The following is a 21,068-nucleotide window of genomic DNA, read 5'->3' on the forward strand; positions in this document are numbered from 1 at the left end:
CGGCCTTGAGGCGCTCGATCTTTTTCGCATCCGAGTCAACGCAAATGACGTTGTGGCCAAAGTCAGCAAAACACGCGCCCGACACCAGACCCACATAGCCCGAACCAATCATCGTAATGTTCACAGCAACTTCCTCATATGCGCTGGTGCTATCGGCTTAACGTTCTCTATAGAAAATCAGCGCTTTTTATGTCGCAATCGAACGGCCTATCGGATTTTCGTCGCAGATTTTCTGTAAGGTATTCGATGGACGCGTCGTCGCATGCGCCTTTGCGCCATTGCCGCCGCTTACCGGATTTTATCGCGACGACTGCCTTCTTCTTCGCGACCGTCGGGTTGCTATTAGCTATTGCCAATGCGTCGTGGCCTGAGGACAGAGCATGCTTTTTGCGTGACCAAGCAAACGCGGAACGTCCTCGGGGCAAGTCGCGAGCAGAACTTTCTCGTAATCCTTGTTCCAGGCGTCAATGTAATTTGAGATCTTTCGGTAATTATTATCCATCGCAATATGCGGGATATCGAGCAGCATCGAAAGAATATGGGCGTGCAGCCGATCTGTAACGACGATGTTGCCGGAGCAAAGCATTCGAAGGCCACGGGCGACCCTTGACCTGGCGGTGAAATCGAACGCCGTCAAGCGGCGCTTGTTCGAGTCGAAGCGTCCAAGCGCGTAAGAGCTCGTGTTCGCAAGCATCGCGACTTTCCTTCTGAATGAAGGGAATTCGTCGAGCCAGTCGAAGGCGCATGAGGCGGGCAAATCGAGCAGACAGGACATGTCTTGACCAGACTTTTCCTTGTCTGTGCGCAGCAGCAGCACGATGTCGCTGCGAAGCCGCCCGCGCCTGGCGAGGGCGCCCATTCCCACCGCCGCATCGGGAACGCGCTCAATGTAGCATTCAAGGTTTTCCCGCGCGAAAGCGAGACTCGTTTCATCACGCACGAACAGGTGGAAATCACCGTGCCTGGCGATACGCGCGCGCAAGGCATGCGCTCGATGCGGGTCGCTGAAAGCGATTGTTTGAGGAAGCTGGATGACCTTTCGCCCTAGCATCCGATCAAGAATGCGCTCGCGGAAGTTCTGATGAACCGGCCAGATGTCTCCAAAATTTCCGCCGCCATGCAAAAATATCGGACCCGCGGGACATGCCGCCTCAAGCGCTTGCGCGTCGAACGACTTATAGGTGCAAACATAAGCGGGTTCACCGCCCATGATCGCGGAAAGCAGCGCGCGCTCGCCGAGCCAGATGGCGTTATCGCCAACATTTGCGTGGTGGGGGAAATCAAGCAGCGCATATTTTGTGCCTCGATCGACCAAGGGCGCTATCCGATGCGTCAACAGCGCGCATTGACGGCTGATCAGTTCGACATTCGTGGCCATGGAGGTCTCACTCCTGCTCGCCGGTCCATCCGAAAGACCTTCGTTCCTGACGTATGCGAGAAGCGAGCGTCGATAGCGCAGAAAGGATTTCAGATTCGGGGCCTTCCGGTCTGCCCTGGGCAAGCCACAGCATGCAGTGCGTAAAGGCGTAACTTGACGCGCCCGCAAGGACCATGCTCGCGATGACGATAATGAGTTCGAGCGTCTCGCCAGACTGCCCTATTTGCCGGCTTGTGATCGCCACAATCGCCGCCATGGCGGCCGCGCTCAGAACAGAACGGGCGGATGCAGCGATTTGCGCCCTGTATGTCAGATTGCACGCGGCTTTCACAATCTGCATGTTCTGGCCAATTCCGATTAGGCCTGAAATGCATCGGGAATAGATCACTCCGGCGAAACCCGCATACCAAAGTCCAAATAGAACGAGGGGCACGCGAATGAGAAACCCTTGGAGGGCGCGAATGAACAGGAGGCGCGTCTGATTCGTCGCCATCGCGATGGGTTGCGCCAGGACCGCCATCGACTGGAACGCAAAGACAGAGCCGAGCGCCTGCACGACGAGTATAGAGTGCGTCCATTTCTGCCCCAGCACCAGATGAACCAGCGGTTCGGCGATCAGCGCCATTCCCACGCCGGCGGGGAGCGCGATCGCGGTGATCAACGACTGAGCGCGAATATAGGCATAGGACAGCCGTTCCGGACTATGCGCAAGACGACTTAAGGCTGGAAACATCGTCGAGACGAGTGGCGCGGCCGTCTCTCGCGTCGGCAAGGCCGCGATAGTATCACCGATCGCATAATATCCGAGGGCCGTCTGACCGACGTAGCCGCCTATGAGGAAATGATCGAGACGCCAGTTGAAGGTGTTGATCACCGCGCTGAGGCTCATCCACGACGAAAAGGTAAATAATTCCGAAAATCCGGAGAAGCGCAGCCGAGGTCGATACGGAAGGACGGCGTAAGACAGTATCGTTCCGGCGAATTGTCCGGCAAGCGCGCCCAGGACCAACGCCCAATAGCTGTGATACGCGAGCGCGATCGCCACGGAAACGACGAAACCGACGATCTTCTGCGAAACCTGGAGCATGAACTGCTGCCAGAAAATCAAATCCTTCGTCAGCATAATCGCTCGCGGATTGCTCAATCCCGACAATATGATCGTTATCGAAAGGGCGAGCATCACGCTCACAAGCCGCGGGTCGCCGAAGAGCGGCGCAACGATCCATCCGAGCGCGGCAAAAGCCGTCGCGACAAGCAGGCCGCGACACAAACCCAGCGACCAGGCCGTGTCATAATGCGCTGAAACCGGCGCGGGGTGAGAAATGAGCGCAGCTGATAACGAGAGATCGGTTATGGAGTTCGTGATCGCGAGGAACGACATCGCGAGCGCCACGAGTCCGAAATCGGCCGGAACGAGAACACGAGCGAGAATGAGCGAGCCGAGAAAACCAAGGCCATTTACGGCGAAGCGAGCAGCCGCCAGCCATGTGGCGCCTTTTGCAACCTTTGCCCGCGCGCTTTCTCGTGTGGACATGATACTCCCAATGCGAACATTGAAGACCGAACCGCCGGCAACAGCCTATTGATTGAGACCCAAGCGCGTCGCCAAATCGCGCAACAGCAGACCGTAAGTCGCGAGACGCCGCGCGGCTCGCTCCCTTCTACGAAACGCGCGATGTGAAGCCGGCGTCGTCTTAGCGTCACATGCATCAAAACGCGCGGTTCCAATCCCGGAGCTCACCGCCTCTTCGATCAAAGGGAAAGGAAATAGCGCCAAATTTGGAACGCCATGCGCCCACCATCGATCCATCGCATCATCAATCGGACGTCGCACCTGCCGGCAGCTTTCGAGAAAGGCCCGGGCGCCGTCACGCGTAATGACGTAACCCTGCGTGCCGTAGGCGCTGTCCAAAAGCCTTATCAATTTCAGATCCCGATTGATAAACCGCTTCTTCAGCATGATGAATCTTGCGGGGGATTTCTGATAAAGCCGGACATAATGGAACCCATCCGCCGCAAAGGGATATTCGGCGATCTGTTTTAGCCGTCTCCAATCGGCGATTATGTCGTCTTCGAGAACAATGTACTGATCATATTCCTCATCAGATATGAGTTGCGTCCAGATCGCGTAATGGCTCGAATAACAGCCGAGTTCCCCCGCTTGCAGAGTTCTGCCGTGCTCTTTCAGAGCCATGCTGGGTTCATAACTCAAAGTTGGAATCAGCTCCTCTCGGGCGTCAAAAAACTCGAAGGGGAGGATGTTTTCGCTTGCTCGCGCAGCGAATCTTTCGCGCCTATCAAGCGCGGCCTGCAAGCTGACGACGAGAACGCGCGTATGCATCACACTTCCAAGCTACGACGGACCAATTCTATTCCAGCCAAACAAAGCAACTTCGTGGCTCCCAGCTAACATTGGTTAGCAGGGCCGATGGCCATATGTTGCTGTTCGCGACTCGTTGGCGACGCCAGATCGTTTATCCGTCGTCCCGTAGAGGAAGGCTCCCAGCCGGCGGCGCGGATCATTTCTTCGCTCGCTTGCCGGTTGATATAGCCTTCCGAACCGTTGACGGAGAGTTGCTTGGCGGGGATTCCCCCGACGACGGCAGAGGCCGCAACGTCTTTTGTAACGACGCTATTCACTCCCACTGCGGCGTCGTCCCCAATAAAGACATGGCCGACAACCTTCGCGCCCGATGCAAAAAACACTCGATCGCCGACGACCGGCGCGCCTCTGCGTGCGCCGCGATTGGTGTGCCCCAGAACAGTCCCGTGCGTGACATTCACATTGCATCCGATGACAACGTCTCCGACGAAGTAGACTCCGCCGAACCGATTGATGAAAAAGCCAGGACCAATAACCGTATATTCCGGGATCGCGATGCCGTATTTGTACCGGCATCTTAAGAGCATCCATTTCAGAAAGGGGTAGAGAGCATAGCCGGTCACGCGACCGCGCTTGGCCCAACCGCAGTACCGCATCCAAACCGTATATTTGAAGCCCGGCGTAAAACCGAAATGCTTTATAAAGCTCGTGATGCGAGTGTCGCCGGCGTAGCGGTAGAGATCGGCGCGTAGAAGCGCGCGCACCTCGCCAAGGCTTGTCGCACAGCCGCGCAAATGCGGCTTGGCTTCAGCGCTGGCGGCGGCAACGATAGCGGCGGCGATCCCTGCGCCTATGGTCTCTCCCATGTTCGAGTGCTCCTCCCCATGATGGCGCAACACCGATCGTTCCCACTGAGGCATTCGCGACGCGTGCAATGATCGCATTCTTGATTTCCTGGTCCCAAGCTGAATGGGCGGAGCCGTAAGATTGGCGATGGGCCCAACTGCTGCCAATGTCGCCGGTCTAAGCGTAGTAGTGGGTGAATATCTCTTCCTGCTTCTTGTTGAGGCCGTAAGGTTCATATGTTTTCAGCCTGTCGATCGCCACCTTGTTCAATACGCAGCCGATTACCTTTTCCTGAACGGCGGCGCTGGAGGCGATGGCGCTGCACACGACGCGACGGGGAGTCATCCCCCATTCCACCACCAGTACCGCGGCGTCGAGCAATTGCGCCGCCGCTCGCGCGTCGACGATCGGACCAACAGGCGGAAGATCTACGATGATGTAATCATAATGCGCTTTGAGGCTTCGAATTAAATTCGCCATGAGTGGCGAAGCAATCAGGTCTCCGCTTAAAAACAGATCGCCCTTCTTTAGCGCAGGCAGAATGGCAAGACCCGAGTTGGGCTTCGTAATCAATACGTCCTCGAGAGATGCGCGACCTAAAAGAAACTCTCCAAGACCCGCCGGAGGATTGAGCGCGGCGAGATGCGTGAGGCCCGCCTCGCGCAAGTCAGCGTCGATCAACGCCACCCTGCTGCCTTGCAGCGCGAGCAAACTGCCGAGGTTCAACGAAACTGTCGACTTGCCTTCGTCCGGCATGCTTGAAAGTATGCCAATCGTCTTCGAGCCTTTGTGCTGAAGACCGGCGTTCACTCCAATCTTTATAGCGCGCAATGTCTCCGAGTAGCGTGAAAGGGGATGCTCCATCGCATATTTCGCGACCCTCCTCGAGTCCGAGGGCATTTTATCGCGCCGCACGGGGTTCGCCTTCAGTTGATTATGTGTCTTGGCGACGGCATCGATGAGCGGCGCAAGATTAGCGACATTACCGCCCTTCCTGACGGTGCGTAGCGCGCCGGAACAAAGCGGGCCCGCTTGCTCAAGCGCTTGTTTGACGAGCTTCCAGAGTTCCGCTGGCCTATCGACACTAAAACCAAGACGCTTCGCGCCGCCAGCATTTACCGGGACGGCTGTCTCGATGAGCGGGAGCAAACCGAAGACGCTGACGCCGAGATCCTCCGCAAGTTGGTCCGCTGTTCGATAGGTTCGGTCTTGAAGTTCGCGATATGCGCCAATTCCAATGCCAAGCCCGAGTCCAAGCAGCGCGCCGGCGGCCATGATCAAGACCATTCGGGGTTCGCTCGGAATTAGTGGAGGCGTAGCTTCCGAAATCACGCGTGCGTCGTTAATCGGAAACGATTCCTGCTGCACGGTTTCCTGATAACGCTGGAGAAAGCTCTGATAGAGCGATTTGACCGTCGCCGCTTCCTGCTCGAGTTGGCGGAGCTGAACGAGTGAAGTATTTGCGGTGCTCGTTATCGCGCTCGAATTCGCCAGTTGACGCGTAAGCTCTTCGCGGCGTTCCCGCGCCACGGCGAGTTCGCTCTGATAGCCGGAAAGGAAGCGCCGAAGCTCCACGAAAATCAATTTTTCGCTTTCTTCAATCTGTCGCTTTCGCCGTATTGCCTGTTCGTGATTTGGACCGACGCTCGCGACAATTTCATTGTACTGTCTGGCGGCTTCGGCCTGACTGTTTCGGAGCTGCGTCACCATCGAATTGTTCAGCGCTTCCGGAACAACCTCGCCAATTTTTCCGCTATCGATGAGCGCCCTCAAATTGTCGTACTGCGCCTGCTTATGCACTAACGCTGTGTTAGCCTGCGCCAAGTCGGCGTTGAGTTGGACGAGCTGTTGTTCCGTCACCAACTGCCCGTTGGTCGCGAGAAGGTTGTTGCGGTTGCGATAATCCTCGACAGCGCGGCTCGCCTTTATGCTCTGCGCGCGCAACTCGCCGAGGCGCACGCGGAACCACTCGCCAGCGCTTTTTGCCGCCTCGACGCGCGCCTCGATTTGGTCTGCTAGATATGCCTCGGCCAGACCCTTCGTGATTGCGGAGGCCTTCCGAGGCGAGTTCGCCGTCACAGCAATGAGAATCACATTCGTCTTGCCGTTGCGCGTGACGGTAATCGCGCTCGTCAGTTTTGTTACAACAGTGCGCAGCATGCGAAATTCGGGGTCTTTTTCGCCCGATGAAGGTGAAAAGAGGCGCATCGGATTGAGCGCCAGAGCCAGTGAATAGAGCCTCTTTGGCAGCGAGGGTGGTTCTGTCCCATTGAACTCGGGATCGTCCGTAAGCTTGAGGCGTTGGATAGCCGACAGCAGCACGCGTTCGGACTTGATGACCTCGATCTGGTTATCGACCAGCGCTGAATCCGCGACCGCGTCGGGCGCGGCGGTGATATCCTGTACGGCGCGAGGTTGTCGATTTCCGATCAACAGCGCCGTCTGCGCCGTAAATTTGACGTCGGATAACAGAGCGAAAAGCAGCGCAGCGCCCAAACAGACGAGGATACAGTTCGCCGTCGTGCGAAAATGGCGTCGCGCCACAGCCATGAATGCGACGAGATCAATGCCCTTCAGCAGGGAGACATCGTCATTGTCCGCGCGGCTCATCGGATCAACTCGCCAAGCCGCCTGCCGCGTCAACTCCGACATCGCCAAAGCTGCGACGCGCCGCGGCTGCGCGAAACACCAGAACCGTTTCTCTTGCGATAGCCCTCCAGTCGTATTTTTCGAGAATCGCCTCGGCGTCCGCCGGGCGTATTTTCGGGATGTCGCCAACCTTTGTTCGAAGCGCCACAACATCCCCGACGGCGAAATAGTTTTCGGGCGGGAGATCGAGGTCCTTGTTGGCCGCGATATCCGAAAGCAACACTCGAGCGCCGAAAGAAAGCGCTTCCAGCGCCGCTATCGGCAGACCTTCGTGATAGGACGCAAGCACGAAGAGCGCAGTGTTCTCATAGAGAGGCGCGATCGCTTCGCGCGGCAATTCTCCGGTGAAAATGACGCGATCGCTGGCGCGAGCCAGGAGGCTATCTGAATAGCCGCTTCGCATCTGCGCCCCGCCAACGATGACGAGTTTCATTCCTTCAGGAAGGCCAGACGCGGCGTCTATTAGATCATGGATGCCTTTCTCTGGCACGAGACGCGCAACGGTCATTGCAAATTTGCCCTGCTCCAGTCCGAAGCGACGTAGCATGTCTAAAGGCGCCAAGTTTTTGGAATCACGTCCAAGCTCCACGGAAACGCCATTGGGGATCCAACACAGCTTTCCTGAAAGCGCCGAATCTCGCGTTGCCAGTGATCTGGCGATTGGTCGCGAAACCGAGATAACGCGATCAGCAAAGCGGACTGCTAGCGCTTCACCGAGCCGGAGCGCCATTTTCGCGGCTCCGTTCCATTTGCAGCGGCCGTAATCCTCGCCATGATGCGTGAAGACCACGGACATGCCGAGGATTTTGGCAAGAGGGACAAGCAACCCCGGCCCGATCGCATGGACATGCAACACGTCGGCGCGCTCTGAAAAACGCGCATAAAGCACGCCGAGAAATGTATGCGTGATAGCTTCGAGGTACGGGCTTGTTATGGCGGGGATCGGTCGCACTTTGACTTCTTTGAAGTCGGATCCGTTCCCGGACACATAGCGGGCCCGCGCAAGGGCTGTGATCTCGATGTCGGGGGCTATCGCTCGTACGCTAGCATATAGCTGTTCGCAATGGGCTTCGACGCCGCCCATCACGCCGGGGAACCCTCTAAGACCAAGCGCCACTATCTTCATCGACCTGATTCCGTACTGTACATCTTGTCGCCCATTGATCGTCGACATGCGCAAACCGCGCTAGTAAGCGTGATCATCATGAAACATCAGAGTGATGGTTCTTAGGATAATTGTCAGATCTAGCCAGAGCGACCAGTTCTCGATGTAGTACAGATCGTAGTTCACGCGGCGACGCAGTTTTTCGATTCGATCGAGCTCCCCCCTCAAGCCATGGACTTGCGCCCATCCCGTAATGCCGGGCTTCACGCGATGACGGGCCGCGTAATATTCGACGAGCTCTTCTAGATTCCTACCTTCGGTTCTTGTCTCCAAGGCATGAGGGCGTGGCCCGACGATCGACATCGTTCCCTGCAGGACATTGAGGAGTTGCGGCAGTTCGTCAAAACTCGTCCGACGAATGAATCGACCGACATGCGTAACGCGATGGTCGTTTCTGGCGGTCTGACGCGATGCGGTGAGATCGGCATGATGGTGAAACATTGAACGAAATTTGAAAACTTCGAATATCGCGCCGTTGAACCCTGCTCGGCTCTGGCGAAAAATAACCGGACCAGGGCTTTCTAACTTGATGGCCACAGCGATAAGCAGGAGAAGCGGCGACAGCAGCACAAGGGCGGCAGCCGCAATGACGATGTCTTCATTACGCTTCCACCATTGATCCCAGCCATAGATCGGCTTCTCTATGACGCAGAGGGACATTTGCCTGCCGAGCCTGCTGATTTGCCACACCTTTGTCTCGACGTGGACATCTTGAGGCAAAACGACGACTTCCGCTGATATGTGCCGAGGACCGATTAACAGCAGGTCGAGAGTCTTCAAGACGTTGGGCACGTCTTCCCACCTGGTCGCGATGTGAACCTGGTCGTACTGATTTCGAATGATCTCATCCGAAAGCGATGCGACTTCCTCGAGACGGCTTAGTCGTCGCGTGCGTATGACGCGAGTTTTCCCCCCCGTGTTTTTGGCGATATCGTCCTCTCTCAACGGCTCGCATAAAATCCCCACGGAAAGGCTTGTATTCACACATGCGCCTGTCTGCAGGGATCGGTGGGCGCGTGCGAGAGCCACCTTGCGCATGGAGACGACGATGAGCCAACTCGCCAGCACCCAGGAGAAAAGCCATAGCCGCGAATAGTCCTGCACGGTCTTGGTTGCCGCAGCGAGCATCAAAAATAGCGAAAAGGTGGTACCCATCGCCAGATTCAGCCTGCCTATCGCGCCGTCGCAGTCTAGAATTTTGTTGCTGTCGTATGTTCTCAGCGCGGCCGTCGCCAGAAAATGCATCGCGATCGCAACAATGAACGCTGAACTTTCCCGGCCGGGCGCTGGATAGACGTGTGGGTTGAAAGTGTGAAGCAGATAGCTCAGCGCCGCGCCGACGCTTATGATCACAGCCACATCGGTGAGCAAAAAAAATACCGAATAGTTTTCCAATGAAACGCGCCGAATGGCGCCCACTTGCTCAATTTGGAGAGCCCCCAACGGCGCCGGCGCTAAGTCGTCGCATTGATCCATGCTCGTTTCAACAGCCGACAAATACCGTTCCTTAGAAAACGCTGGCGACTTCAAGCGACGCTCCTCATATCAATATCTATGACACCACTGATGCTGCAGCGCGTTCACATAAAAAGCAGCGGCCCAGACCACCATCACATTGTCTATGGGCCGTAAGTTAGCTCAGGCAAAGAGTCGAAAATTTGGCGTAAGTCCAATCAAGAGACTAATTTTTAGCGACAAGATGGTGATCGCAATCTTTTCGATTTGTCGCCATTCAGACGTCGCAAGCCGCCCTCTGTTTCGCCACTGCGAGAGCATATTTGTACATTGCAAGAGCGCCACCGACGATCTCGCAACGCAAGACCGGCGAGGTCCGCCGCCTTGGAGAGGCGGCGGAAGGAGCCGACAACTTTTTAAGGTGCACGACACGCAAAGCGCGCCAACGGCGCTGATCCGACGAGGGCGTTGGAATCAGTCCGTAAAGGACCGCTTTTGTGCTTGTTAGGAAATTTGAGGGCAGAGTGAGGCGTTGTTGCGTGATGGACCAAGTCCGATACAAGCGTTTAACTTCATTCCTCCTCGCAACCGTTCTTTCCGGATGCACGCTGCCGGCTTCCGGCCCTCGTGGCTCCGATATCAACTTCGAGGCCACCACCGCGCTGACGACTCAGGGCGGGGAGGCAAACAAATTTGTGCTGCTCGACGTCGCTGCGCGAACCGAAGCTGGCATAGCGGATGCCGAGATTGGCTCAATTTACAAGAGATTTGGCGATTCCATTGGGCGAGCGCGACCGACACGCCTGACCTTCAGCCGTGGAGACGTCCTTCAAGCTACAATCTTTGAGTCCCAGTCTGGCGGGCTTTTCATCGACACTGCTGCAGGAACCCGACCAGGCAATTTTATCCAAGTTCCTCCCCAAGTCGTGGACACAACGGGAGTCATCAAGGTTCCTTATGCCGGCAACATCAGCGTGGTAGGCCGATCGGCCGAGAGCGTGCAGGCGGAAATTGAAAGCAAGCTCGCGCACCGGGCGATCCAGCCGCAGGCGGTCGTCACCATGGTGACGCAGCGAGGCTGCGAAATTTCTGTGCTTGGCGATGTCAATGCCGCGAGCAAGTTCCCGCTCAACCCGAACGGAGAGCGTATCCTCGACGCCATTTCACGCGCGGGCGGCATCAAGAGCCCCGGCTATGAAACCTATGTGACGCTTCAGCGCCGCGCACAATCCGTGCGCGTGCCCTTCGACTCGCTCGTCAGTTCGCCCCAGGAAAACGTCTACGTCCAACCGGGCGACGTTATCTATGTCTCGCGCAGTCCGCGCTCCTATACCGTCCTCGGCGCCACAGGCGTGCAAAGCCGTGTGCCGTTCCCAGACGAACGATTGACGCTGTCGGAAGCGATCGGCGCCAGTGGCGGCCTCGTCGACTCTCGCGCCAGTCCGGGATCCGTCTTTCTCTATCGCGCGGAATCACGCGATCTTCTTGCAAGGCTAGGCGCCGACCTGTCGAGCTTTGACCCGTCGCTGACCCACATACCGACGATTTACAAGGCTGATCTCCAAAGGCCATCAGCCATTTTCTCGGCGCGCAAGTTCGAAGTTCGAGACAAGGACGTGATCTACGTCGCTGACTCTGACTCGCTTGAAGTCGTCAAATTCTTCCAAGTCGTCAGCGCAATAACGCAGCCGTTGGGCCAGACCGCCACGAGCGCCTGGGCCATTCGTCGCGCGGGAGCCTTCTGAAAGACCGTCATCTGCGGCGTTACGGCCCAATCCGAATCGGAAAAGCAATATGGATGAATTGGCAGGTTCGGCGCCTCAGACTCCGCTTCCGATACTCCTGACGCTGACCTGCATATTCGTTGTCCTGCTTATTCTCATGGTTCGACGCTCCGGAAGCCAGGCTGGCGCTTTCCTCGTTGTGGCAATCTGGCTTCGCGTCATTGCGGGCGCCTATCACTTTATTACCTTTGCGCCACTTGTCGGCGGACTGTCGATTAACGCCTTGCTCTCTGTCGCAACTGTCGCTGTCGGCCTGCTGGTCGTCGACCGGCGCGCGCTCACGCAACAATGGATGATCCCTATCTATCTGCTCCTGGTCATCGTGATCGCGAGCGGGATCCTGAACCGCTCAACGAGCGGCGCCATCGATATGTTCTTCAAATGGGGCTATGCGGTCGTCCTCATTGCCGCCGCGCGGGAAGCCATGATGAAGGCTGGGCCGCATCGAGTCCTAATGCTGACGGCGTATTGTTATGCGCCCATTTTCGTCTTGCAGGCGCTCTCCGTTGCGCTGGGAAGGGCCAAGAGCACGGAGGACGAAGGCGGGCTAAGTTACATCGGCGGCTATTATCATGAGTCCGCATTCTCGATAATGATCGCAACCTTCGTGCTTGCCGTCTATCTCACGACGAGAGCGAAGTTTGCGTCCAAGGCGGCGATGGTTCTTATGGGCCTCATAAGCGCCGTCCTCGCGAACTACCGCACAGGGATCATCTCAATTCTTCCTTTGGTGATTGGCGTTTTTTTGCTTGAGGGCGTGTCACGCTTCGATCACAAGAGCCGCAATTTTATCATGGTGCTCGCGATCCCTGTCATGCTGGTGATCGCCGTGATCCTTGGCAGCCAGCTTGCGGAACGTTTCAACGACCTAGCGGCGCTGATGGGTCATGCCGATCTCTTGTTGAAGCCGCCGAGAGAGTTTGTCGCGGAAGAGAAAAGAATGCTGTCTGGAAGGATTTACATATGGTCAACCTATGTCGAAGCCTATCTTAATGGGACCGATATGCAGTTACTTTTTGGTTTTGGGCCGAACAGTTGGGTTGGAGTCTTCGCTAAATACGCCCACAACACAATGGTGTCTTATCTCTACGAACTCGGCGTCGCAGGCCTGCTGACTCTTCTCGCTGTCTGGGGCGCCTTCTTCGCCGCCACCCTACGCATCCATGACTCGCTTATGCGCTATAAGCTGCTGCTCGCCCAGCTATGCTTCATGCTGTTCAATCTCGCCACTATGCCCCATTGGCAAATTGAGGGAACCATCCTGTTTGCTTTAATCCAGGCCTCCGTCCTGTATCACCTCGCGCCCGCGAAGGAGCGAGCGCCCTCCCGACACAACGGGAACGCCGGCTCGGCTCTCGTCGCGGAAAGCAGCTGAACGTCCGCCTCTTAAGCGCCCTGCCCGCGCCATCTTCAAATAGTTGACTGAGCGCCGCACGAAGAATCGCCAATCAGTGGGGGATGGTTGGCCGCAAGAAATTGGAAAAGTGAAATGACGACCCCCAAACGGCGATCGCGAGCATTCATCATCGCTCGCGTGATGCAAATCCTCATGATGCTTGGCGTTACGGCGGTAGCGCAGCTCTCGATGAGAGCACATGTCTTTGCCGCGGAAAGAGATGTCTACGTCAGTCCGGAAGGCGCGGGGTCGCGCAACGGACATGCACCCACGGACGCCATGACGCTGCAGCAAGGCCTGCAGCTCGCAAGAACGGGGTCCAACGCGATCCGCTTGCTCCTCACGGCCGGAAAATACGACGTCTCCGCTCTCGGCTCGGCCCATCTTCAGACGCAGGCCGACTCGCCCCTTACGATCGAGGGCGCGGGACTCACAACGGTTCTCGTTGGCGGCTACAGACCCGGCGCGAGCCCAGACAGTTCCTTGTTCGTACTCTGGCGCGGGAATGTCACCTTCCGCAACTTCATGGTTCGCAATGTCGCACGGCTGATCGCTGTGCCGAACGGAGGGACGCCCGAGGGCGTTGTCGTGAGCGACATAGCGATTCGCGACGTATATGACGGCATCGTGATTGACCGCGGCAAGGAGCTCCTTGCGCGGGATTGGCGCATCGAGAATCTCGACATATCCGGATATGTTCGCGTCGGCATTCGCCTGGCGGGCCCGCGCACGCAACGTATCGCTATCCACGGCGCTGTCATAGATGGCGGCGGCGTGCGCGCCGACAACAACTGTTACAAGGCCGGAATTCAGCTTTACGAGGCCGTGAGCGACGTGACGATCGAGGACGTGAGTATCGCGAATAATATCGCCTGCGCAGGACCGCCTTATCAGCAGGGCGACGGTATAGAGGCGGACGATAAGCAGGGCGCGCCGCAACGTATCGCGCTTCGCCGCGTCGTGTCGACGGGAAACCGTGACGGCGCCTTCGATCTCAAGGCCAAGGACATGACGTTGGAGGATCTCTTCGCTGATAGCGCGGGAGTCTCTCGATCCGGCTTCAGATTCTGGGGTTATCCCTATATCTGCATTCGGTGTCGCGTAGCAGGCGACAAGAGCGACTTCCAACTCAACAATGCCAAACTCCTGCTGCGCGATCCGCCGCAAGCGGACGCGCTGGCCCATATCCGTTGCAATGACAGGAAGGAGCTTCCATCCTCAGTCTATCAGGTGGAAATTGCGGGCAACTCGTCGGGCGAGCTTGTTTGCCGCTAGTGGGTGCTCGCGAACTGTTGATTCAGGATGGCGCTAGCTCACTAAGCCTCCGCATTTTCTCAGAAATGGATTAGCGCCTGGCTCCAATCTAAAATCAGCGCGCTTTGAAACGAACTCGTCGACCGCCGTACGGCACCCTCCATAGTCGTTGTAATCATCGATAATCAGAATGCCGCCTTCAACCAATTTGTCGGCGCAGGCGTTAAGGCAAAAAAGCACTGGATCATACCAATCACAATCAATGTGGGCGAGCGCTATGGCGTCGATTGATTCGTCCGCCGCCGACCAAGTGGACTCAAACAACCCCTTGTGAAGAAATACCCGATTCCCATCGGCCTCAACGCCATGGCGCGCAAACGAATCCACTACCTCATTAAACAAATCCTTCTTATATCCGTAATATGTATCTCCATTGATGCCCCGGGATTTGCCGGAGCTAATAACTTCGTAGCGCAGCTTGGATTTTGCATCGTCCTTTTCGGACGTAGGCGGCGGTATCATCCCAAATACATCGAAGCCGAGAAATCTTCGTGATGCTCCGGCGCCGCGCGCCAGAATAATGCCCGATCCTCCTAGGGCGACGCCAAATTCTATGATATCTCCGCGCCTGTCCTTCGTCTCGGCCAAGGCGCGCTGAATACGCTCGAGCTTTTCATATGAGAGATAAGTCAGCCTATCCCTGACAACGGCTCGGGTGACGGCGTCGAGCTTCGCCAAATCGATATAACGTCGAATTCTCTTAGACAGACTCAGCATATTCGTTCTCATTTTTGCTGGATCTTTTTTCGCCCAAAAAACTGTCTTGCAACAAGTTCTGATTTGGACCGTTGATTGTCGTTAACCATTGACTACTAATGCGGCTGTACGCTGCTACGACTAAAGCACGATCGCGGAGTTTTTCGGGCGAGAGTGTCGATTAACGGCAAAGGGATCGAAGCGCGGCTAAATCAATGGCGCATGGACGACGCTCCACTCGAGCGCCTCAGTCACGGCGTCGACGTCCCTTCAAGAGACGTCCTTTAAAGGTTGACTACTTCAGCGATAACGGATCAATTTGGCGCGCGGGTATCTCGGGCGCGGGGACGCCAGCAAATTGTGATGCGATCCGCTAGCTTTAGCTCAAGCTGTTCCGACGCAAACGCCAATGCGTTAGGGCAGTGGTTGCGCCGCCATGTAGATGCTATTGATTGAAAATGTTGTAGCCGCGCATGGCCGCAGGATGTGACGTCTAGTTTCGCATTCAACGATATGCGCCCCAACGCGCACTCTATTAGATAACGACCATGCGACAGATCTTTTCCCGATTTATTAAGTGGTTGACCGAGCCGTCGTCGTCAACGCAGCCGCCGCGTCGACAATCAATGTTCCACCACGTCCGTTTCAGAAGCCCCAACCCTCCGGTTCAGCCGGCGCTTCAACTCACGCTAACAGCCGCCGAACTATTCGGCGCCGCTTTTCAATGCGAAACATTCGACCGGCTGCCGTCCGCGCTGCGTCGTCTTGCCGTCGCCGAAGCGGACAATGCTCGCGACGACTGCAGGTCGCTGGCGCTTGCGGCGGTCGATCGCCAAGCCGCCGCCTGCTGGGCCGAGATCCGCGGCAAGGCCATGAGCGACGCGGAAACGATTTACGAAGCGCATGTCGAAGCTTCCGCGCGCGAACTCGCTACTATGTTGGAGCCTGTGGCGTCCGCATCGATTCCGTTTCCATCAGACGATAAGAGCCGAGCGAGACGTATGAAGTAGCGCGCCCGACACGCAACAGCGCTCACGGGGCCGATTCCATTCAAAATCTTCAGAACGTGCAATTCTAGGATCAAGCTACGATTTTTGGCGCTTCCACCAAAGGCGCGTTCAATCAGCTAAGCATTATCTCCAAGGCTCCACTTCGTGATCGCTACAAGAAAAACGCTGCCGATCATGAGGCCAATCGTCATCCCCGTTGTGCTTACGATGGCGTCAATCAGGCGCGCCGAGCGGCCAGGAATTTGAGTTTGCGCGAACTCCAACAGGCCGCTGAGGAGCGCAAGCGAGATCCAGATTGCGAGACGGTCGCGCAGCGCTCGATAGCCGAGACTGAAGAAAAATCCTGTTCCTGCATAGGCAAAAATGTGTTCGGTCCCGCCAGAATAGCCTGTATGTGGCCGATCGCTTCCCGGCGCCAACGACAACGCCAGGATCACGAGGATACACATCCAACCGATGATGCGCGCGATATAAGGGTTCAACATGCCTCTCACTCGTCGTTCTTTGCGGTCAAAATATGCTCGCCCGACTCGCCTTTCTGGCGCAGGAGCGCGCCATTGCTGCTGCCAATGACCTCCCGCCATGTCGTCGGAGGAGGTTGAGCGGCCGACCGAAAATGCTGTTTAGCGATTGAGTAGATTGTGATTCCTTCGGATTTCAGGTTCGAGGGCGTCACGGTGGCCTGCAACGAAACACCCGGCGCAAGTATCGGTGAGAGAGACTGCGCTGCGCAAGCGATGCGACAAACGTGGAATGGTCGTTGATGACGGCCAGGCCGTCAAAACAACTGTGCGTAGGGCGAGCCGCCTCCATTACAGTAGCGGACCTATTGTCTTACTTCTTGGTTATCACGTTGCCCGCCTCTTCGCCGATGCCGCAGACCAAACACCCAATTGAAAGCTCACGCCTGCAGCCCATCAGCTGGATGGCCGTCGGCATTAGTTGCAGGAAGGCCGAGGCTATCCAGCGTCGCGCGGAGGCGAGGCGCGGCAAAGTCGATGAATGCTCTCAGCTTGGCGGAGACCAAGCGGCTCTGAGGGTAGACAAGATTCACAGGTACGGGGGGCGGCGTGAAACTGTCGAGAACTGGCGCGAGTCGGCCGTCGCGAATCTGCTCGGCGACCATGTAGGACAGAGCCACGGTGATCCCGTCTCCCATTTCCGCCGCGGCGATGGATGCAACCGCGTCGTTGATTTCGAGCCGTGGGACAAAGGAAATGCTGTTCCTTCTTTTGCCGTCGAGAAACCGCCACTCGCGGTTAGGCATGAGGCCGGTAAAGGCGATCATGGAATGGAGGCGCAAATCGGTTGGCGTCAGCGGAACGCCTCGCCGAGCAAGGTAATCCGGGCTCGCGACCAGCATCCTTCGGACTGTTCCGATCTTTTTCGCAACAAGGCTCGAATCCGGCAAAGGACCGATGCGAACAGCGAGATCGATCCCTTCTTCTATGAGATTGGCGATACGATTGAGCAGCAGCACCGAAACAGTTACGCGCGGGTGTTCGTTAAGAAACGCGCACACCACGGGCGCAAGAGCAGACCGACCGAAAGTCACTGAGGCTGTAAGCGTGAGATGGCCGTGCGGAACCGCCGTTTCGCCGACGGCCTCCTTCTCGGCGGAATCGAGATCGGTCAGGATACGCCGCGCGCTTTCGAGGAAGCGCTGACCGACGTCGGTGACGGTCAGACTGCGGGTCGTGCGGGTGAAGACGCGGGCGCCGAGACGCTCTTCGAGCGCGGAAATCGCCCGGGTCACCGCGGGAGGAGACAGGCGCAAGCGTGTTCCCGCCTTGGCGAAGCTGCCGGCGTCGGCGACCGCGACAAAGACCTCGAGTTCGTGGAGACGATCCATTTTTTATTCCGCGATGCGGAATAATGAATTCCATACGTCAGATATTCTTACAAGAAAAATAACCAGCCATTGTCTGGACGAGCGGCGCCGAAACGCGCCGCGCCGTCAACGAAACGAGGGAATTGACTTATGGCCCGAATTGCCGTCATCGACCCCAAATCCGCCACTGGCGAAGCCAAGAAGTTGCTGGACGGCGTCCAGGCCAGCCTTGGCGCTGTCCCCAACTTCATCCGCGCGCTCGCCAATTCTCCGGCGGCGCTGAACGCGTTCCTCGGCATCCACACGATCGCGGGCGCCGGCCTCTTGGACCCGAAAACGCGCGAGCGTATCGCGCTGGCCGTCGCCGAACAGAACGCCTGCCAGTACTGCGTCTCGGCGCACACCGCCATCGGCCGCAAGGCCGGTCTCGACACTCAGGAAATGCTGGCGAACCGCATGGGTCGTTCGTCGGACGCCAAGGCGGAAGCCGCGCTCGCCTTCGCCCGCGCTCTCGTCGAACACGCCGGACAGGTGAGCAAGGCGGAATTCGACGCCGTGCGCGCCGCCGGCCACTCGGATGGCGAGATCATCGAGATCATCACGCATGTCGCAATGAACATCTTCACCAATCTGCTGGGCAAGGCCACCCAGATCGAGATCGACTTCCCGGAGATCGAGCTCAACAAGGCCGCCTGACTTATCGCAGCTCCGGCGCGGCGAAGTCTGCGCCGGCCACCGACCGGGAGAGGAGCTTTCGATGACCGAGACCGCCCAACATGCCGGCGTCCGTCCGCCGTTGCCGCCGTTCACGCGCGAAACCGCGATACAGAAAGTCCGAATGGCCGAAGACGCCTGGAACACGCGCGACCCAGAGCGCGTGTCGCTCGCGTATACGGAGGATAGCCGCTGGCGCAATCGCGCGGAATTCCCGGTCGGCCGCGCCGAGATCGTCGCGTTCCTGACGCGCAAATGGACGCGCGAGCTCGACTATCGCCTGATCAAGGAGCTCTGGACCTTTGCCGAGAACCGGATCGCGGTGCGCTTTGTTTATGAATCGCGTGATGACGCCGGCAACTGGTTCCGCAGCCATGGCAATGAGAATTGGGAGTTCGACGAGCGCGGGCTGATGCGATTGCGCTTCGCGAGCATCAACGATCAACCGATCCAGGAGAGCGAACGGAAGTTCCGCTGGCCGCAAGGTCCGCGACCCGCGGATCACCCTGGTCTTTCCGACCTCGGGCTTTGACGGCGCGAGTTCGGAGCTGCAGGAGGACGCCGTGCCGCATCGCTACGCTGAGATCGCGTTCACCCCGACGGTGAAGAAGACGCAGGAGGAACTGGGCAGCCGGAACGCTTATGCCCGAATGGAGGGCGTTCTGGAGACCAGGAACCATCGCCTGAGCGAGGCGGAGGCTGAATTCATCGCCGCGCGAAATTCGTTCTACATGGCGACGGTCGGCGAGACCGGCTGGCCCTACATCCAGCATCGCGGCGGTCCGACAGGATTCGTGCGCGTGCTGGACGACGCCACAATCGGCTTCGCAGATTTCCGCGGCAACCGGCAATATATCAGTCTCGGGAATCTGATGACTGACGACCGCGTGTCGCTGTTCTTCATGGACTATCCAAACAAGACTCGGCTGAAGCTCTTCGGGCGCGCGAAAATCGTCGGTCTCGACGATGAAGCGACCTTGTCTCGACTCGAAACCTCGGATTACCGCGCCCGCGTCGAACGCGGCTTTCTGATCAAGGTCGAAGGGTTCGACTGGAACTGCCCGCAGCACATCGTCGAGCGCTACACGCTCGACGAGATGCGCGCGATGATGGCGCCGCTCACCGCGCGGATCGCCGAACTCGAGCAACAACTCGCCGAGGCGACCGGCGCTGCGCACTCAATCTAGGTTCGGCGCGAGAATTGGAGATGCGGCGCCGGTTCAGGCCGCTCGAGCCCAGGCATCGCCCCGTCCTCCCTGAAGGCACGATACCAACAAGGGCAGTCGATACCAACAATAATACCAGCAGTCAGGCCCTAATGCCGCGAGCGCGACAACGTATCCGAAACCACGCCAGAGCACACAGAATGGCAGAAATACCCCAGGTAATCAGAATACCATGGGGTGCAATAGCATAGCTGGGGCGGTGAAAAGATGCTGCAGATGAGGGTTATGGTGCCCAGGGGCGGAATCGAACCACCGACACTGCGATTTTCAGTCGCATGCTCTACCAACTGAGCTACCTGGGCGCGCGCGAGCGCGAGATGTCCGGGCTTATAGGAAGCGCGCCGCCCCTTGTCCAGACCCTACGCGCGGCTGATCCGGCGCACTCACAACCGGTTGTCCCACCATATGACGCGGCCGACGACCTTGAGGCGCTTGAGCTCGGCCCCGCGCAGGATTTCCGGTTCATAGGCGGCGTTGTCGCTCAAGATGAGGATTTCGCCGGAGGCTAGGCGACGCAGCCGCTTCACCCTTTGATCGGCTCCCTGCAGAAAGACGAAGATATCGGCGTTGTCCCGATCGCTTTTGAGCTTGGCGGTTTTTGGCGGCAGCTCGTTTTCGCTTTCGTTGACGAGCAGCAGGGCGCCGTTCTCGAAGGTCGGCGACATGCTATCGCCCGACGCGCGCATGAAACTCACCTTGGCGCCCGGGGAAGCGAGCTTGTGCAGCATCCAAACGGGAAACGGCAGTGACTTTTCAATCGCCACAATGTGATTGATCTCTCCAGCGCCAGCGGCCGCGCGCGCGTCGAGGCTGCGAATTTGCACGAGGCTCACGTCCGGCTTCGAACGCTCGCCCGTCCTCACCGCCGGCGCTGGTTCGTCATCGAGCCCGAGCAAATAGCTCATCGAGATATTGAGCTTCGTCGACAGGGCCAGGAGCAAGGCCGAGCCCGGCTCATTGGCGCCGCGCGCCACGCGCGCAAGCGTGCTTTCAGGAATGTCGAGGTCTTCCGCGGCTTCGCGGTACGATTTGTATTTCGCCAGCAAGCCTTTGAGACGGCGCGCGAATTCAACCAAATTTGGGTCTTTCCGGCCCTTCATGCGCTTCGACGAACTAATAATGGTTGACAATCGCAGACGCCGCTGTATGGTTCGATCAAATTTGGTCGATGGATTGGCGGCTGCTGCATGAACGACCTTTCGGTTGAGGCAACGCGAGGGCTCCGTGCGAGTCGCGTGGCCATCGCTTGTCGCGAAACATATGCGAAGGGCAAATCCGCCG

Annotated in this window: 19 protein-coding genes and 1 tRNA gene; 6 read left to right on the forward strand and 14 right to left on the reverse strand. The window is 57.7% G+C overall.

The window, feature by feature from the left end:
- From FEV16_RS17500 to FEV16_RS15955, 8 genes are all read right to left on the reverse strand, one after another.
- A partial coding sequence (locus FEV16_RS17500) for a hypothetical protein (RefSeq protein ID WP_138167664.1) occupies positions 1 to 124 on the reverse strand: 124 nt, incomplete at its 3' end.
- 222 nt (positions 125 to 346) lie between these two features.
- Entirely contained in the window at positions 347 to 1,378 is a 1,032-nt protein-coding gene (locus FEV16_RS15925; protein WP_138168591.1) for a polysaccharide pyruvyl transferase family protein, read from the reverse strand.
- A gap of 7 nt (positions 1,379 to 1,385) precedes the next feature.
- Positions 1,386 to 2,912, reverse strand: a complete 1,527-nt coding sequence (locus tag FEV16_RS15930; RefSeq protein WP_138168592.1) for a lipopolysaccharide biosynthesis protein — start codon at positions 2,910 to 2,912, stop codon at positions 1,386 to 1,388.
- 45 nt (positions 2,913 to 2,957) lie between these two features.
- Positions 2,958 to 3,719, reverse strand: coding sequence for a glycosyltransferase family 25 protein (locus FEV16_RS15935; protein ID WP_138168593.1), 762 nt, complete (start codon positions 3,717 to 3,719; stop codon positions 2,958 to 2,960).
- Between the two features lie 65 nt (positions 3,720 to 3,784).
- Complete coding sequence (locus FEV16_RS15940; RefSeq protein WP_210234909.1) at positions 3,785 to 4,567, reverse strand: hypothetical protein; 783 nt, start codon at positions 4,565 to 4,567, stop codon at positions 3,785 to 3,787.
- A gap of 157 nt (positions 4,568 to 4,724) precedes the next feature.
- On the reverse strand, positions 4,725 to 7,157 hold the full coding sequence (locus FEV16_RS15945) for a polysaccharide biosynthesis tyrosine autokinase (RefSeq protein WP_171015267.1): 2,433 nt from the start codon (positions 7,155 to 7,157) through the stop codon (positions 4,725 to 4,727).
- Positions 7,158 to 7,161: 4 nt separating this feature from the next.
- Positions 7,162 to 8,322 (reverse strand): glycosyltransferase family 4 protein, encoded by a 1,161-nt coding sequence (locus FEV16_RS15950; RefSeq protein ID WP_171015268.1) that lies wholly within the window; start codon positions 8,320 to 8,322, stop codon positions 7,162 to 7,164.
- Positions 8,323 to 8,382: 60 nt separating this feature from the next.
- Positions 8,383 to 9,756 carry an exopolysaccharide biosynthesis polyprenyl glycosylphosphotransferase gene (locus FEV16_RS15955; protein ID WP_171015269.1) on the reverse strand — a complete coding sequence of 458 codons (1,374 nt, stop codon included), beginning with the start codon at positions 9,754 to 9,756 and terminating at the stop codon, positions 8,383 to 8,385.
- Positions 9,757 to 10,358: 602 nt separating this feature from the next.
- Between FEV16_RS15955 and FEV16_RS15960 the strand changes: the two genes are divergently transcribed.
- The 3 genes from FEV16_RS15960 (at position 10,359) to FEV16_RS15970 (ending at position 14,271) form a co-directional block, all read left to right on the forward strand.
- Positions 10,359 to 11,561: a polysaccharide biosynthesis/export family protein gene (locus tag FEV16_RS15960; RefSeq protein ID WP_138168597.1), complete on the forward strand. Its 1,203-nt coding sequence runs from the start codon at positions 10,359 to 10,361 to the stop codon at positions 11,559 to 11,561.
- A gap of 49 nt (positions 11,562 to 11,610) precedes the next feature.
- Positions 11,611 to 12,975, forward strand: a complete 1,365-nt coding sequence (locus tag FEV16_RS15965; protein WP_138168598.1) for an O-antigen ligase family protein — start codon at positions 11,611 to 11,613, stop codon at positions 12,973 to 12,975.
- 114 nt (positions 12,976 to 13,089) lie between these two features.
- Entirely contained in the window at positions 13,090 to 14,271 is a 1,182-nt protein-coding gene (locus FEV16_RS15970) for a hypothetical protein (RefSeq protein WP_138168599.1), read from the forward strand.
- Between the two features lie 33 nt (positions 14,272 to 14,304).
- Here FEV16_RS15970 and FEV16_RS15975 read toward each other — a convergent pair whose 3' ends face one another.
- From FEV16_RS15975 to FEV16_RS15990, 4 genes are all read right to left on the reverse strand, one after another.
- Positions 14,305 to 15,027, reverse strand: coding sequence for a TylF/MycF/NovP-related O-methyltransferase (locus FEV16_RS15975; RefSeq protein WP_138168600.1), 723 nt, complete (start codon positions 15,025 to 15,027; stop codon positions 14,305 to 14,307).
- Between the two features lie 683 nt (positions 15,028 to 15,710).
- Entirely contained in the window at positions 15,711 to 15,911 is a 201-nt protein-coding gene (locus FEV16_RS15980) for a hypothetical protein (protein WP_138168601.1), read from the reverse strand.
- A gap of 221 nt (positions 15,912 to 16,132) precedes the next feature.
- Positions 16,133 to 16,501 carry a hypothetical protein gene (locus FEV16_RS15985; RefSeq protein WP_138168602.1) on the reverse strand — a complete coding sequence of 123 codons (369 nt, stop codon included), beginning with the start codon at positions 16,499 to 16,501 and terminating at the stop codon, positions 16,133 to 16,135.
- A gap of 416 nt (positions 16,502 to 16,917) precedes the next feature.
- The gene (locus FEV16_RS15990) at positions 16,918 to 17,868 is read right to left on the reverse strand and encodes a LysR family transcriptional regulator (RefSeq protein ID WP_138168603.1); all 951 of its coding nucleotides are present in this window, start codon (positions 17,866 to 17,868) and stop codon (positions 16,918 to 16,920) included.
- 129 nt (positions 17,869 to 17,997) lie between these two features.
- On the opposite strand from FEV16_RS15990, the gene FEV16_RS15995 reads away from it, so the two are divergent.
- The 3 genes from FEV16_RS15995 to FEV16_RS16005 all read left to right on the forward strand — a co-directional run bounded on the left by FEV16_RS15995 (position 17,998) and on the right by FEV16_RS16005 (position 19,748).
- Positions 17,998 to 18,543 carry a peroxidase-related enzyme gene (locus FEV16_RS15995; protein WP_138168604.1) on the forward strand — a complete coding sequence of 182 codons (546 nt, stop codon included), beginning with the start codon at positions 17,998 to 18,000 and terminating at the stop codon, positions 18,541 to 18,543.
- Positions 18,544 to 18,604: 61 nt separating this feature from the next.
- Entirely contained in the window at positions 18,605 to 19,093 is a 489-nt protein-coding gene (locus tag FEV16_RS16000; protein WP_138168605.1) for a nuclear transport factor 2 family protein, read from the forward strand.
- 31 nt (positions 19,094 to 19,124) lie between these two features.
- Positions 19,125 to 19,748 (forward strand): pyridoxamine 5'-phosphate oxidase family protein, encoded by a 624-nt coding sequence (locus FEV16_RS16005; RefSeq protein ID WP_138168606.1) that lies wholly within the window; start codon positions 19,125 to 19,127, stop codon positions 19,746 to 19,748.
- 265 nt (positions 19,749 to 20,013) lie between these two features.
- Here the strand turns inward: FEV16_RS16005 and FEV16_RS16010 are convergent.
- Positions 20,014 to 20,089: transfer RNA gene (locus FEV16_RS16010), tRNA-Phe, on the reverse strand.
- Positions 20,090 to 20,170: 81 nt separating this feature from the next.
- Positions 20,171 to 20,863, reverse strand: coding sequence for a S24 family peptidase (locus tag FEV16_RS16015; protein ID WP_171015270.1), 693 nt, complete (start codon positions 20,861 to 20,863; stop codon positions 20,171 to 20,173).
- Positions 20,864 to 21,068: the final 205 nt, after the last annotated feature.

The organism is Methylocystis sp. B8, from assembly GCF_005771425.1.
Taxonomy (GTDB): domain Bacteria; phylum Pseudomonadota; class Alphaproteobacteria; order Rhizobiales; family Beijerinckiaceae; genus Methylocystis.